Here is a 13,954-nt window from a genome sequence, read left to right as displayed (position 1 = left end):
TTATAAATCATTAAAAATAATAATACAACCTCTAATTGAAAATATCAGGTTATAATTTATATTTAATAATTATTTTTTATTAAAATAAACTATTGACATTTTTTAAATAAAATATATAATTTATTCCAATTAAATAAAAGATTAATTAATAATTAAGACAAAAATAAAAAATACAGGAGGAGAAAGTTTTATGAGTTCGTTCATATTATCAAATATAGCTTCTATTGTATTTTTGCATTCTTCTTCAATGATGATGCGCGTTTTTGCGCGCTAATATTCCGTTTAACAAATTTTTAAATTTTAAATGCTTTTAGGTTTAGGCGAGATTTTAATTTAAATCTCTTGGGTTCATTAATTTAATTTTAACATTTTAATTTATTTTTAAGGAGAAAAATAATGGCAAATTTACCAAACAATAATTTTACGCCAAATACTTTATCGCTTCATGCGGGATACGATTACGATAGTCAGAGAACTTTAAGCGTTCCAATCTATCAAAGCACCGCTTACAGTTTTGAAAACGCTAATCAGGCGGCGGCTCGTTTCGGTTTAGCCGAACTTGGAAATATATATTCAAGGCTCACAAATCCTACTGTAGATATGCTTGCAAAAAGACTTGCGGCAGTCGAAGGAGGCGCTTTCGGAGTTGCTACCGCTAGCGGAAGTTCGGCATTATTTTATTCGTTAGTCAATCTTGCGCAAAACGGAGACAATATAGCATATTCCAATAAAATTTACGGTGGCTCTCAAACTTTGCTCGTTCATGTTTTGAAAAGATTCGGAATAGAGGGAAGAGTTTTCGATATAGACGATTTAAGCACTCTCGAAAAAATCATTGACGATAAAACGAAGGCGATATTTTTTGAAAGTCTTTCAAATCCTCAAATAGCGATTGCCGATGTAAAAACGATAACGGATATAGCGAAAAAACATAAGATAGTGACAATTTGCGACAATACGGTTGCTACTCCTATTTTATATCGTCCTTTCGATTTCGGAGTCGATGTTTCGGTTCATAGTTTGACTAAATATATAAACGGACATGGAAGCGGACTCGGAGGAGCGGTTATTGAAAGAGAAGGATTAAACGAACTTATAAAAGGCAATTCTCGTTATCCAGCTTTCAATACGCCCGATGAAAGTTATCATGGTTTGATTTACGCTAATCTTCCGTTGCCTATTTTTAGCATAAGAATAATTACCGAATGGCTTAGAAATATCGGAGCTACTTTAAGCCCTCAAAACGCTTGGATTCATTTTCAAGGTTTGGAAACTTTGGAATTAAGAATTCAAAAACATAGCGACAGCGCTTTGGAGATAGCAAAATTTTTAGAATCTCATAAAAAGGTTAAAGAGGTAAGCTACCCTGGTTTGACTTCGAGTCCTTATCATAGTCTTCTAAAAAAATATTTCAAAGACGGAAGAGCTAGCGGACTTTTAAGTTTCGAGGCTCAAAGTTATGAAGAGGCTAAAAAAATATGCGACAGTTTGACTCTATATTCGATAACGGCAAATATAGGCGATTCAAAATCTCTCGTTATTCATCCCGCTTCTACAACTCACTCACAATTAAGCGAGGCTGAATTAAAATCTGCGGGAATAACGCCGAATACCGTTCGTTTGAGTATAGGTTTGGAAACTGTTTCCGATTTGATAGCCGATTTACAGAAAGCGATTGAAAAGTAAAAAGTAAAATTATATTAAAAAATTATAATAGAAAAATTATATCCCGTTTAATTACGGGGTATAATTTTAATTAAATAAAATTTTAAGGAGAAAAAATTATGAGCGATATTATAAAAGCTTTGGAAACTTTAAAAGAAAATAAATGGATAGATTTAACTCACAATGTTAATCCGTCTATTCCAAAATTTGGGGCTTTCCCAAACTTAAATATTGAAACGCTTTATACAATTAAAAAAGACGGTTTCTTTGTAGATAGAGTTTCTTTTGTCACTCAATACGGAACGCATATTGACGCTCCAATTCATTTTACGAATAAATGTGAAAACTTTTAGTCTTAATATTAAGTTCTAAAGCAGTTTCCTCTTTATTTTTAAAGAAATCTTTTATTCTCTTATATTCTTCTTTTTTTATTGACCTTTCAAAGGTAATATCAATATCTGGTAGTCTTCTACCATATTTAATTTCAGAGTGATTTCTGGTATCAATACAGTCGTTGCCACGGGTCATATTAGTACCGGTAGTAGAAATAAAGTCAGGCATAGGGATATTAGAAATTAAGTAAATTAGCAGCCTATCATAATCATGTTCAATTAATGAAACATTATTAAAATTAATAATTGTATCGTTAATAATAATTACCTTCATAAAATATTCTCCTTGATAACTTATAAATTGATTAATTAATAAAATAAGAATACAACAATTTTAATAATAAGTCAAGCGTTAAAATAAAAAATCCATAAGAGATTAAACTCCTATGGATTTAACAAAATCAAGTTTTAATATTAACCTAAAGTTCCACTGATTAAGAAAGCCGTAGCGAATGAAACGATAGCGTAAAGCTCTGGGAATACGGCAACTATAATCGTATTACCGAATACATCATAACCGTTACCTATAGCTTCTACTCCGTTTGCGCAAACTTTGCCTTGATAGATGGCTGAAACCAAACAAGCCAAACCTACCGCAATTCCAGCTCCCAATATGGCGGCTCCTTGGAATATTGTAATGTCGGCGGTTAAATAGCCTTGCATAATAAAGAATGCGGCAAATCCGTAAAGCCCTTGCGTTCCTGGAAGAGCGCTCAATACGAGGCAGCTACCGAAAGCGTCCTTATTCTTTTTCAATGCTCCAACGGTTGTCATAGCTGAAATGGAAGTTCCTACCGCACTTCCTACTCCAGCAAGCCCTACCATCAATCCCGCTCCTATATATCCCAATAGTAGCGCCGTGTTCATTGTAAAACCCATAATAAAATCTCCTTTTAGATAAAATAATAATTTTCTATTTAAAATAAATTTTTAAACTATTTTAAGCAGCCTTCCTTAAAGGCTTATATTCTTTTCCTCCGCCTTCAAAACCTACATTATTATAAAACTCGACAAATGTAAGTCTCAAAGGATGCACCATAGCTCCGAGTATATTCAAAGCGAATATTGCGACATGTCCCACAACTAAAAATACTACCATTATAATTACGCCTACTCCCGGAATCGCCTTGAAACTCGTTCCAATCTGATTTATAACCAAAGCGAGTATTGAACCCGAAGCTCCCAAAGCGAATAAACGAATATAAGAAAGAGTATCTCCCATTATACCCGTTGCCGCAAAGTAAATTCCAAGTATAGAATTTAATACATCTGGTTTCTTGCCGACATTCGACAATATAGCCAAGAATATTACTCCGACAAGCATAAGAATATAATATATTTTGTCGAACTGTTTTATAACTTCCATATTCTGCATATCGCCCAAGAACCATAAAACTAATCCCGGTATAAGCAAAAGTTTTCCAACCGCCGCAAATATATCTCCAATATCGCTCGTCTTGATTCTATCTACAACTCCGACAATCAAAGCGAAGAATATATGCAAAACCCCAACCAAAAGCGCCGTATTAAACGGAGTCAAAAACCAGTTTTCTCTCGCATCGGTAATGAGCAAATATTTATTCAAAGTCGCAAATAAAGGAATATTTGTGTTTGCCGAAATAGTTACTCCGAATACGCTTCCTCCGTTAATAATGCCCATTATAATTGTGCAAACGCCCAAAGTCAAAGCAAGTATTCCTACTCCTCGCATATTTCCTTTCAAAACGGTAAATAATCCTATAATAGACATAACAGTTAAAACCAAACCGTAGCCAGAATCTCCGAAACAAAAAGAAAAGAAAAGAGGATAGAAAACCGCAATCATCGGAGTCAAATCTATCTCAAAGTAATTCGGTAATTGGAATAATTTTGTGATAATCTCATAAGCGCCCGCATATTTATTGTTTTTAAGTTCAACTGGAACATTATCCGATTTTGTAGGCTCTTCCAATATATAAGCGATTTTTTTCTCGTCCAAAAATAATTTAGTTTCCATTTCTTTATCTTTAGGAATATAAGCTTCAACATAAAGTATTTTTCCTTCCGTTGGTTCGCTCGCTATAAAACTTTCTTTAGCCTCTTCAAAATGATTGTAAATATTTAGATTATCTATTTCCTCGTCTATAGCTTTTATATAAACTTGGCTTTTGATTATCTCGTTTTCATTATTTTCTATTTCGCCGTCTATCTTTAAAAGTTCTTTATTTATATCGTCATAAGATTTTGAAGGCATATTGACAATATCGAAAGTCAAAGTTTCTTCCGTATTTTTTTTCTTAAAGACGATAAAATAAACTTTTCCGCTTTCTTCTTTAATAGGATAAGCGAATATATCTTTAAAAGAATTAAAATCGTATTCGTTAAATTCTCTAATTGTCGCCGAATAAAATAATATATCGTAATCCGTTTTATCCTGCAATTCTTTAATTTTATCAAAACTAAAATTACCGAAAGGCGATATAATAGACAATTCTTTTTTCAAAACTTCTTTTTCCGCTTTCAATTTATCTACAGTTTGAGAGATTGACAAAACATTATCAATAACTTCTTCCGCTTTTTTTGAAGTATTTTCCGCTTTCAAATTGGAAATGTCTTTTTTATTTTTTTTAGCTTCCGATAAAGCCGAATTGATTATAGATTTAGCTCTAATCGCCTCGTTCTTTTTTGACGCTATATTTTCTATATTCTCGCTTGAAACTCCGTTTGCGATTTCTATATGAACCAAACCGAGCGAAGCCAAATCGTTTAGAGTTTTTTCCTTATCCTCATGAAAGACAAATAGAGAGAGTTTTTTCATCTTTCTAATCATAAAGACGCCTCCTTTGCTCTGTTTCTTTCTTTTACTATTTTTTGTGAAGATTTGCTCAAATTATCTTCGTCTTCCATATACCTTTTGATTTTGATTATAGCCATTCTGTATTCTGGTATTTGAACTTTCTCATAAAGATTAACTTTTTGAGTGGTTTTCTTTCTTGCATAAGCCAAAGCGTTTAATCTCGCTTCCGTCATTTCTATTCTTATTTGAATAGTCATTAACCTTTCAAACATACTTATAGCCAGTCTTATCCAAGAAGGCATATTAAAAAGACTAATTTGTTCTAAAGCAAAATCGATATTTTTTAAGATAGCGACTCTAACTCCCGCAATATTTTTCTGTTCGGAAATAATATTTCTAATTTTTACAATTTGCGGAAATTCCGTCCAAAAACCGTTATAATTCTGATTTTCTTTTACTATCATTTGATATTCTTCTTTAAGCAAATCAATTTCGGCGGTAATTTTTCTAACCTCAAGACGAAGAGCGGCTTCTTTACTTTTCAAAGTAGGCAAAGCTTTTTCTCTTATCGAAAGCTGTCGTCTGAGATTTTGCAAAGCCGTTTTATTATATTGAAACTTTAATGCCATTTTAATTTACCTTTAATTAACAAATTAACTTGCCCATTTTCCGTATTTTTCAACTAATGAGTCTTTAATTCCAACTTCCGCTTTACTGAAGTATTTAGACATTAACTCCCAGCCCGTTTCAAGCATCTCGTCTATTTTAATATTAATGTCTATGGCGAGCAATCTTTCGGAATATTCGTTTGAGAATTTCAAGCATCTTTCATCATATTCCGTCAAATCGAAACCGTTTTCTTTTTTCATTTTAGCGTTAGCCGCATCGGAATAAAGACGAACCAAAGTATTCATAACGGTCGGATGGTCTTCCCTAGTTTTCTTTCCTATAACCAGCTGTTTCAAACGCGAAAGACTTCTGAAAGGGTCAATAATAGTTTTACCAATATCGGAATCTCTTCTTAAATATAACTGTCCTTCCGTAATATATCCCGTATTATCTGGAACGGCATGAGTAATATCCCCTTCGTTCAAAGTCGTAACGGCGATAATAGTTATCGAACCGCCGTCTGGGAATTGCGCCGCTTTTTCATATATTTTAGCAAGGTCGGAATATAAAGAACCAGGCATAGAGTCTTTTGAAGGAATTTGGTCCATCTTATTTGAAACTATTGCCAAAGCATCCGCATAAAGCGTCATGTCGGTAAGGAGAACCAAAACTTTTTCTTTATGTTCTACAGCAAAATATTCCGCCGCTGTGCATGCCATATCTGGTATTAAAAGTCTTTCTACCGCTGGGTCGTCCGTTGTATTTACGAAACATATAATTTTATCCAACGCTCCAGCTTCGGTAAAAGTATTTTTAAATGATAAATAATCGTCATTTGAAAGTCCCATACCGCCCAAAATAATTTTATCGGCTTCCGCTCTAATTGCAACTTGAGCCAAAACTGCGTTATAAGGCTGGTCGGGGTCGGCAAAGAAAGGAATTTTCTGCCCCGTAACCAATGTGTTATTCAAATCTATTCCCGCAATACCTGTGGCTATAAGTTCTGAAGGCTGTTTTCTTCTAACTGGATTAACCGAAGGTCCGCCTATATCGACTTCCTTGCCTTCTATTTCCGCTCCTCCGTCTATCGGCTCTCCGTAAGCGTTGAAGAATCTTCCAGCAAGAAGTTCGCTTACTTTAAGTCTCGGAGGTCTTCCCAAAAATACCACTTCTGCGTTTGTAGGTATTCCTTCCGTTCCTTGAAAAACCTGAAGGGTAACTATATCTCCTATCATTTTTACAACCTGCGCTGGGCGTCCGTCAACCAAAGCCATTTCATCGTTTCCAACATTTTCGGCTCTTAAAGCCACGGTCGCTTTTGTAATTTGAACTAATTTTGTATAAACTTTTTGAAACGCTTTAGGCATGTGTTATACTCCTTTCAGCAAATATTGATTCCATTTCAGCTGTATATTTTTTATGTTCATCCGATTGATAAACCGAATAATTCATTTGTTTGAACGCGTTAATGAGTCTTCTAAAATAAGTTCCCACTTCGCTATAATCGTCAAATCTATAATCGGCTTCAACCACTTTCATTACTTGATTTAATAATTCTTTTTGTCTTTCTATAGGGCAGTTTTTATCGACTTTATCGAAAGCGTCCTGCTGTAAGATAACGAAGTCTATCAATTCAGCTTTCCATAATCTTTGATGGTATTCCAAAGGCACGGCATCATCCCCAAGAATGCTTATTTGGTCGTTCGCTTCCTGTCCTTTTCTCGCTATATCTTTAGCTTTAATAACTTTTTCAGACCAGCCTTTTTCTATATTGCTGTCCGCGAATTCTACGAACTCTGGATATTCTATATATTTAGAATAAGAATCCAAAGGGTCAACCGCTGGATATCTCTTACTGTCCGCTCTCTTTTGAGATAACGCATAGAAACATCTTGCGGCTTTTCTGGTAGATTCCGTTACTGGCTCTTTCAAGTTACCGCCCGCAGGAGATACCGTTCCTATAAATGTAATTGAACCCGTTTCTCCGTTATTCAAATAAACGAATCCCGCTCTCGCATAGAAACTTGAAATAATGGCTGGCAAGTCGATAGGGAATGCGTCCTGTCCTGGCAATTCTTCGAGTCTGTTTGACATTTCTCTTAAAGCCTGCGCCCAACGAGAAGTAGAGTCTGCAAGAAGAAGAACTTTAAGTCCCATAGAACGATAATATTCTGCAACCGTCATACCTACATAAACCGAAGCCTCACGAGCGGCAACGGGCATATTGGAAGTATTACAAATAATGGTAGTTCTTTCCATCAAGCTTCTTCCCGTCCTTGGGTCTATAAGTTCAGGGAATTCGGTAAATATTTCTACAACTTCGTTTGCTCTCTCTCCGCAAGCCGTCATTATAATCAAATCGGCGTTTGCATTTGTTGCCAAAGCATGCTGAAGAACAGTTTTTCCTGCTCCGAATGGTCCAGGAATAAATCCCGTTCCTCCTTCCGTAATAGGATTAAATGTGTCTATAGTTCTAACTCCCGTTTCAAGCAATTTGAAAGGTCTTGGTTTTTCTCTGAAAGATTTAATCGCAAGTTTTACGGGCCAAGTTTGAACCATAGTAACTTCCGTTTTATCTCCGTTATGAGATTTAACAACGGCAAGAACATCGGATAAACCGTAAGAACCCGCGGATGCCACGCTTTCTACAGTTCCTTTGCCTTCAAATTTGAACGGAACCATTATTTTATGGTCAATCCATCCTTCTTTAATAGCTCCAATCCAATCTCCCGCTTGAACTTCGTCTCCAACTTTAGCTATCGGAGTAAAGTCGTATCTCGCTTCTTTGTTTTCGGCAAGATTATTATACTTTCCTCTTTCCAAAAATACGCCTTGCAATTTATCAAGGTCGTTCTGTAATCCGTCAAAGTTTTTACCTAAAAGTCCAGGTCCCAATTCTATTTCAAGCATCGAACCCGTAAACTCAACGGCATCTCCCAATTTCACGCCTCTCGTTGACTCAAAAACCTGAGCGCTTGCACTGTTACCAGAAATCTTAATAACTTCCGCCATAAGTCTGGTATCGCCGCCGCATAAAACATAACATATTTCGTTTTGAGAAACAGGTCCGTCAACCTCTATTGAAATTAGGTTTGATATTATAGCAGTTATTTTACCTTTAGTCATTTCAATCTCCTAATTATTTATACAAACTACATAGCAGCCGCTTCGCTTTTCAAAGAATTAACGAGCGTCTCCAAATGTTTCTTACCTTCTTCTTCGTTCCTTCCGTTTATACTAACGGCATAGGTTAAATTTACATAATAAGCGAAAAGATTATCCGTAGTAAAAGATTTAATGGAAGTTGCTCTTTCCAAAAATTCATTCACTAAAGAACATTCTATATTTTCCATATTATAGGGGTCCGCTTTATCGGAGGAATTAAAAGTTTCTATAATATTATTTATATACGGAATTTCTTTTCCTAATCCGAAATCGGCAGCGGTAGATTTTGTCAAAGCGTTTATTAAAGGATAATCGCCTATCAATTCTTTCGCTATCGCGTCCGCGCTAAAACCTAAAGCTCTTCCATTTAAAGCCGCCAATATGTTTTTCAAATTACGCATAAATAAAGCATATTCTCTAATAAAAGCATTTCCATATTTTATCATTTCTTCATAATAAAGATTCAATATGGAATTTTCTATCTGTCTTATATTTTCCCATTCGGTATTTTTATTATCTTCCAAAAATTTAGCCATATAATTCGGCAAATTTGAAATATGAGCATATTTTTGAATCTCTTCTTTGGAAAAAACCGAAGGTTCTATATGCGATATTACCAAATGATTAGTATTATAAGGACTAAATAACCCTTTCGATAGGGCTATAGTGTTTGCTAAATTCTTATTATCGTTTTGATAAATAAAGTAATTGAAAAGTTTTGCATCTTTGGAACTTAAACCAGACAATATACTTTGAGTAATCTCGTTAATATCGTATTTAGCCTTTGAATCAGAGAGTTTTACCTCTGGAAGCCCCGATATAAGATAATAATACGCCCCCATACTATCCCCTTATTTACTAAAAACCACTTCTTCCGTTTTCGCTTTTATAAAATCGCTAAAGAATTCTACAAAATCTTCATCCGTAAATTGCATTTGATAATTTCCGCCTTCTGGAACTATTTTAAATCCGTTTGAAAGTTTTTTATCAAAATTAATCGTGGCATTTTTAATAGCGCTTTTTATAGATTTTTCAAAAGCATCGTTTATATCGCCTTTTTTAGATTCTGGAAAATAAACGGATACATCGTCAGAAGCGACATCCCATTTTTTTACCACTTCGAGTATCAAATCTTTCAAAAAATTAGTATCGGCAAAAGCGCCTTTCAAACCGTCTTCCAATACGGAAGCGCTAACCAATTCTTTTATTCTTTGTTTCAATACGCTTATGGACTGCTCGCCCGCCATACGAACATCGGTTATCGTGTTCTTTTTTAATTCTTCCGCTTTTCTTTCCGCTTCTTTAATAATTTCTTCCGATTTAGATTCGGCGTCTTTTAATATTTTTTCGGCTTCGCTTTTAGCGTTTGAAATAATTTCATCCGCTTTTTTATTGGACTTTTCGACTCCGTCTTGATAAACGCGTTCAAGAAGGGAATCAAGTTTTTTATCTTCAGCCATAATAACTCCTTAAACTTAATTATTATATAAAATAGAAAAATTTTCTATTAACTACAAAATTTAATTAGTATTTGAAAAATTATATAATTAATAAAAAAAAAGTCAAGTAAAATTTAGAATTTTTTTTAAAAAATATCGACAAAATTTTTTAAAAATTAAAGACTTTTTATTACTTTACCACAATATTAACCAGCTTATTCTTAACATAAACCACTTTAATAATATCTTTTCCATCTATAAACTGTTTTATTTTTTCGCTTTCCAATGCAGATTTTTTTGCATCCTCTTCGGATATATTAATCTCAGCTTCGATTCTGTCTCTGATTTTTCCGTTCACTTGAAAGACAAGTTCAAAAGTGTCGTCCTTGCAATATTCTTCTTTATGATTAATCCAAGTTTCGTTTAATATCGTATTTCCGAATTTTAATATTTCAAAAAGTTCTTCCGTTATATGCGGCGCTATCGGATTAAGAAGAATTAAATAACCTTTTATTATTTCTCTAAACATTGAATATTCTTCTTCCGAATTCACTTTTAACGCGGACATATCGTTAAGAAGTTCCATTAAAGAAGCGATAGCCGTATTGAAATGAAATCTGTCTTTTATATCTATAGTCACTTTTTTTATCGTTTTATGATATTTTCTATACAAACTTTTTGCGTCTTTTGAAAGATTATTATAATCGAAAGTTTTTTTATTTTCTTCTTTATATTTAATAAACAAATTCCAAATTCTATTTAAAAATCTTGCTGAACCTTTAACTCCGTCATCGCTCCATTCTTTATCTTTTTCGGGAGGCGAAACGAACATAACAAAAATTCTCACGGCATCCGCTCCGAATAATTCTATAATTTCCGCAGGGTCAACTCCGTTAGCTTTCGACTTCGACATTTTTTCCATTTTTATTATTATATCGTCTTTAGTTATTCCGTCTTTTTCGTATTCTTTATTATTTATTTCTTCTTGAGTATAGAATTTTTTTAATTTTCTCGATTCATAACTATTCGATAAAACCATGCCTTGAGTCAAAAGTCGCTTAAAAGGTTCGTCCTCTTTAACAAGTCCAATATCTCGCATAAACTTAAACCAAAATCTTGAATAAAGTAAATGCATGCAGGCATGTTCTATTCCTCCAATATATTGGTCTATAGGAAGCCAAGAATTTGCAATATCGGAATCGAAAGGCGCTTTATCGTTATGAGCGTCCGTATATCTCGCGTAATACCATGAACTGCAGGTAAATGTGTCCATCGTATCCGTTTCTCTTTTCGCTTTTCCTCCGCATTTTGGACAAGTGGCGTTTACAAAGGACTCGGATTTTTTGAGCGGATTTTCTCCAACTGTAAATTCTATATCCATAGGAAGAGTTATAGGCAAATCGGATTCTTTTACGGGAACAATTCCGCATTTTTCACAATGAACGAAAGGCAAAGGATTTCCCCAATATCTCTGCCTTGAAATTAGCCAATCTCTGAGTTTATATTGAACTTGCTCTTTTCCAAAACCTTTTTCCGCCGCGTATTCTATCGCTTTTTTAATTGCCTCTTTCGTATAAAGTCCATTTAATATATCCGAATCAACCGCTTTTCCGTCTTCCGTGTAGGCTTCCGTCATATTTTCCGCTTTGAGAGAATTATCTTCGTTTTGAATAACGACTTTTATTGGAATATTATATTTTTTAGAAAATTCAAAGTCTCTCTGGTCATGAGCTGGAACCGCCATAACCGCTCCGCTTCCGTATTCGGCTAAAACGAAATTCGCCGCGTATAAAGGCGATTTTTCATTATTGAAAGGATTTATGACATATCTTCCCGTGAAAACGCCTTCCTTTTCGTAATCCGCTTTTTGGTCTATTTTTGCCGATTTTTTAATAAATTCTTCAACCGATTTTTTTTGTTCTTCCGCGCATATATCCAAAAGTCCATCGTAATTCCAAGCGATTGCCATATAAGTGACGCCGTAAATAGTGTCGGGTCTTGTAGTAAATATTGGAAAATCTTTGCCATCGTCCAATTTGAAATTAATATTCGCTCCAACGCTTTTGCCTATCCAATTTCTTTGCATCGCTATAACATTGTCGGGCCAGTTTCCTTCGAGCAATTTTAAATCCGCATCCAACTGTTCGGCATAATCGGTGACTTTTATATACCATTGTTCCAATTTCTTTTTTGTGATTTCATTATCGCATCTCCAACAAGTTCCTTCGGGAGAAACCTGTTCGTTCGCCAAAACCGTATTACAATGTTCGCAATAATTAACCTCTCCGCCTTTTCTGTAGAGAAGTCCTTTTTCAAACATTTTCAAAATAAACCATTGTCCCCATTTATAATAATCGGGCAAACAAGTAGTAACCTCTCTATCCCAATCGTAAGAATAGCCGAGCAGATTTAATTGTTTTCGCATATTTTCTATATTTTTTAAAGTCCATTCGGCAGGATGAGTTTTATTGTCTATCGCCGCATTTTCCGCCGGCATACCGAAAGCGTCCCAGCCCATAGGATGCAAAATATCGTAGCCCAGCAGTTTATAGTATCGAGCTATCGAGTCGGCAATCGTATAATTTGAAACATGTCCCATATGCATCTTGCCCGAAGGATAGGGAAACATTTCCAATACATAATATTTTTTATTTGCAGGTTTTGAAATCGTTTTGAAAGACTTATTTTCTTTCCAATATTTTTGCCATTTTTTTTCAATGGTAGTAAAATTATATTCCATAAAAACTCCGTAATTCGATACTATAATATTTTTTTAGATAATGAATTATATTTTAATTTTTGATATTTTTCAAATTTTTATTATATAATGATTATGTATTTTAGTAGATAAAAAACCGAGCCTTTAATCAAAAAGAACTCGGTTTTATTTTCAATTAGATTTCATTGATTATATTACTGTTTTGATAAACTCGATGTGGTATATCTGTTTTCTGCAGGTCCAAAATCTATACGCAAAAAACCTCCATTTGAATTATATGAAACCTGAAAATAATCCATATTAGGAGGAGTAGAAATATTCGCTTCTCCATCTCTATCGCTACTACCAGCGTAAGAAAATGTAGATTCGTATTCCTGTGTCCAGTTTCTTACGGTGATATCAAAACTTTGGCTACTTTGTGCATTAGAATAAGCTCTCCCTGTTATGTGGCAAGAGCCATCCGCATTGTTGCTAACTATTGCGCTACTGTTATAATAGCCATTAGAATATATCCCTTCAGCTGGATGGTTTTGGTGAGTATAACTATTGTCACTATTGCCTCCCGTTGTGTCCTCATTACTACAGCTTATAGACAAAGCCATAACTAAAGCTCCTACAACCACGTAGGTAAAAAAGTTTTTTTTGAAATTATACATGATAATTTCCTCCTTGAATTGAATTGATTTAAAATTTATAACTAAACAAGGACTTTTTATTTTCCTTGATAAGCTATCGAAAGTAAATTTGATTAAAGTTAAAAAGGTTTTAACTAAATTTAGAATTGCAAATTGATTTTCTAAAAGTTGAAATAATCCCATAAATACAGAATTATGAATTCTAAACGGAGTTGTTTTTTTGTCCACTTTTTTTGACAAAAAAAGTGGTAGTTTTTTGGTTCTTTTTTTCTACAAAAAAAGAACAGAGACTTTGCTTTTCTTTTATAAAAGAAGATATTTTTGCAAAACCCAAAACGGCACTTAAAAAATTAACTGCCCTAAAAAATTGAAATATATAAAATTTAAAATTATTGTTTAGAATATAATGGTGGTATGCGTTGCGTTGCAAATGCATGAACAGTATTATAAATTATCGCAATTTTCATATAAGTTTTCTCACCAAGTTATTTTTATTAAACATTTAAATATTGATTAAATTATACAATATTTAAAAAATTAATCAAGTCTTTATT

The 13,954-nt window shown here is 33.9% G+C and carries 12 protein-coding genes; 2 read left to right on the top strand and 10 right to left on the bottom strand.

Features of this window, described 5'->3' with window-relative positions:
• Positions 1-396: 396 nt before the first annotated feature.
• Together ACR0QS_RS05210 and ACR0QS_RS05205 are read left to right on the top strand one after the other, a co-directional pair.
• Positions 397-1,686 (top strand): O-acetylhomoserine aminocarboxypropyltransferase/cysteine synthase family protein, encoded by a 1,290-nt coding sequence (locus ACR0QS_RS05210; RefSeq protein ID WP_432632388.1) that lies wholly within the window; start codon positions 397-399, stop codon positions 1,684-1,686.
• Between the two features lie 98 nt (positions 1,687-1,784).
• The gene (locus ACR0QS_RS05205) at positions 1,785-2,018 is read left to right on the top strand and encodes a cyclase family protein (protein WP_432632387.1); all 234 of its coding nucleotides are present in this window, start codon (positions 1,785-1,787) and stop codon (positions 2,016-2,018) included.
• On the opposite strand, the gene ACR0QS_RS05200 is transcribed toward ACR0QS_RS05205, so the two are convergent.
• The 10 genes from ACR0QS_RS05200 to ACR0QS_RS05155 form a co-directional block, all read right to left on the bottom strand.
• The gene (locus ACR0QS_RS05200; protein WP_432632386.1) at positions 1,993-2,331 is read right to left on the bottom strand and encodes a hypothetical protein; all 339 of its coding nucleotides are present in this window, start codon (positions 2,329-2,331) and stop codon (positions 1,993-1,995) included. The two genes, ACR0QS_RS05205 and ACR0QS_RS05200, sit on opposite strands and share 26 nt — an antisense overlap.
• Before the next feature lie 140 nt (positions 2,332-2,471).
• The gene (locus ACR0QS_RS05195) at positions 2,472-2,936 is read right to left on the bottom strand and encodes an ATPase (protein ID WP_432632385.1); all 465 of its coding nucleotides are present in this window, start codon (positions 2,934-2,936) and stop codon (positions 2,472-2,474) included.
• A 61-nt stretch (positions 2,937-2,997) separates the two neighbouring features.
• A complete protein-coding gene (locus tag ACR0QS_RS05190) occupies positions 2,998-4,866 on the bottom strand; it encodes a V-type ATP synthase subunit I (protein ID WP_432632384.1) in 1,869 nt (622 codons plus the stop codon).
• Complete coding sequence (locus tag ACR0QS_RS05185; protein ID WP_432632383.1) at positions 4,863-5,462, bottom strand: V-type ATP synthase subunit D; 600 nt, start codon at positions 5,460-5,462, stop codon at positions 4,863-4,865. The genes ACR0QS_RS05190 and ACR0QS_RS05185 overlap by 4 nt, the downstream gene beginning before the upstream one ends.
• Before the next feature lie 24 nt (positions 5,463-5,486).
• Positions 5,487-6,809 (bottom strand): V-type ATP synthase subunit B, encoded by a 1,323-nt coding sequence (locus ACR0QS_RS05180; protein WP_432632382.1) that lies wholly within the window; start codon positions 6,807-6,809, stop codon positions 5,487-5,489.
• The gene (locus ACR0QS_RS05175; RefSeq protein WP_432632381.1) at positions 6,802-8,568 is read right to left on the bottom strand and encodes a V-type ATP synthase subunit A; all 1,767 of its coding nucleotides are present in this window, start codon (positions 8,566-8,568) and stop codon (positions 6,802-6,804) included. Before ACR0QS_RS05175 ends, ACR0QS_RS05180 begins: the two co-directional genes overlap by 8 nt.
• Before the next feature lie 26 nt (positions 8,569-8,594).
• Positions 8,595-9,449 (bottom strand): DUF2764 family protein, encoded by an 855-nt coding sequence (locus ACR0QS_RS05170; RefSeq protein WP_432632380.1) that lies wholly within the window; start codon positions 9,447-9,449, stop codon positions 8,595-8,597.
• A gap of 9 nt (positions 9,450-9,458) precedes the next feature.
• On the bottom strand, positions 9,459-10,067 hold the full coding sequence (locus ACR0QS_RS05165) for a V-type ATP synthase subunit E (RefSeq protein ID WP_432632379.1): 609 nt from the start codon (positions 10,065-10,067) through the stop codon (positions 9,459-9,461).
• 169 nt (positions 10,068-10,236) lie between these two features.
• A complete protein-coding gene (gene leuS / locus ACR0QS_RS05160; RefSeq protein ID WP_432632378.1) occupies positions 10,237-12,786 on the bottom strand; it encodes a leucine--tRNA ligase in 2,550 nt (849 codons plus the stop codon).
• A 173-nt stretch (positions 12,787-12,959) separates the two neighbouring features.
• Positions 12,960-13,640, bottom strand: coding sequence for a hypothetical protein (locus tag ACR0QS_RS05155; protein ID WP_432632377.1), 681 nt, complete (start codon positions 13,638-13,640; stop codon positions 12,960-12,962).
• Positions 13,641-13,954: the final 314 nt, after the last annotated feature.

It is taken from the genome of Brachyspira sp. (genome assembly GCF_050873525.1).
Classification (GTDB): Bacteria; Spirochaetota; Brachyspiria; order Brachyspirales; family Brachyspiraceae; genus Brachyspira.
Note: the sequence above shows the minus strand (reverse complement) of the source record. Positions and strands in the feature narration are given on the sequence as shown.

Excerpts from the sequence above, each read along its gene's own strand:
- ACR0QS_RS05210 (WP_432632388.1), top strand. The coding sequence starts at position 397 with ATGGCAAATTTACCAAACAATAATTTTACGCCAAATACTTTATCGCTT.
- ACR0QS_RS05205 (WP_432632387.1), top strand. The coding sequence starts at position 1,785 with ATGAGCGATATTATAAAAGCTTTGGAAACTTTAAAAGAAAATAAATGG.
- ACR0QS_RS05200 (WP_432632386.1), bottom strand. The coding sequence starts at position 2,331 with ATGAAGGTAATTATTATTAACGATACAATTATTAATTTTAATAATGTT.
- ACR0QS_RS05195 (WP_432632385.1), bottom strand. The coding sequence starts at position 2,936 with ATGGGTTTTACAATGAACACGGCGCTACTATTGGGATATATAGGAGCG.
- ACR0QS_RS05190 (WP_432632384.1), bottom strand. The coding sequence starts at position 4,866 with ATGATTAGAAAGATGAAAAAACTCTCTCTATTTGTCTTTCATGAGGAT.
- ACR0QS_RS05185 (WP_432632383.1), bottom strand. The coding sequence starts at position 5,462 with ATGGCATTAAAGTTTCAATATAATAAAACGGCTTTGCAAAATCTCAGA.
- ACR0QS_RS05180 (WP_432632382.1), bottom strand. The coding sequence starts at position 6,809 with ATGCCTAAAGCGTTTCAAAAAGTTTATACAAAATTAGTTCAAATTACA.
- ACR0QS_RS05175 (WP_432632381.1), bottom strand. The coding sequence starts at position 8,568 with ATGACTAAAGGTAAAATAACTGCTATAATATCAAACCTAATTTCAATA.
- ACR0QS_RS05170 (WP_432632380.1), bottom strand. The coding sequence starts at position 9,449 with ATGGGGGCGTATTATTATCTTATATCGGGGCTTCCAGAGGTAAAACTC.
- ACR0QS_RS05165 (WP_432632379.1), bottom strand. The coding sequence starts at position 10,067 with ATGGCTGAAGATAAAAAACTTGATTCCCTTCTTGAACGCGTTTATCAA.
- leuS (WP_432632378.1), bottom strand. The coding sequence starts at position 12,786 with ATGGAATATAATTTTACTACCATTGAAAAAAAATGGCAAAAATATTGG.